Annotated in this window: 1 protein-coding gene; it reads left to right on the top strand. The window is 63.9% G+C overall.

Annotated elements, in window-relative coordinates; genetic code table 11:
* A partial coding sequence (locus EOA36_RS36860) for a 2-oxo acid dehydrogenase subunit E2 (RefSeq protein WP_189553580.1) occupies positions 1 to 479 on the top strand: 479 nt, incomplete at both ends.

Genomic DNA, 479 nt, shown 5'->3' with positions numbered 1-479 from the left:
GGCTCTTATGAACTCGTCCCGCACGACAATATGCGCAAGACCATCGCGCGGCGCCTGGTCGAGGCCAAGACCAGCATCCCGCATTTCTACCTGACGCTCGACTGCGAGCTCGACGCGCTGCTTTCGCTGCGCACGCAGCTCAATGCGGCGGCACCGGTGAAGAAGACCGACAAGGGTGAGGCGCCCGCCTACAAGCTGTCGGTCAACGACATGGTGATCAAGGCGATGGCCATGGCGCTGAAGGCGGTGCCGGATGCCAATGCCTCGTGGACCGAGAGCGCCATGGTCAAGCACAAGCATGCCGATGTCGGCGTCGCCGTGTCGATCCCCGGCGGCCTGATCACGCCGATCATCCGCCACGCCGATGAAAAGACGCTGTCGGTCATCTCCAACGAGATGAAGGACTTGGCCAGCCGTGCCCGCAGCCGCAAGCTGAAGCCGGAAGAGTACCAGGGCGGCACCACGGCGGTGTCCAACCT

Source organism: Mesorhizobium sp. M8A.F.Ca.ET.021.01.1.1 (assembly GCF_003998025.1).
In the GTDB taxonomy this organism is placed as follows: Bacteria; Pseudomonadota; Alphaproteobacteria; order Rhizobiales; family Rhizobiaceae; genus Mesorhizobium.
This window is presented reverse-complemented; position numbering and strand designations above follow the sequence as displayed.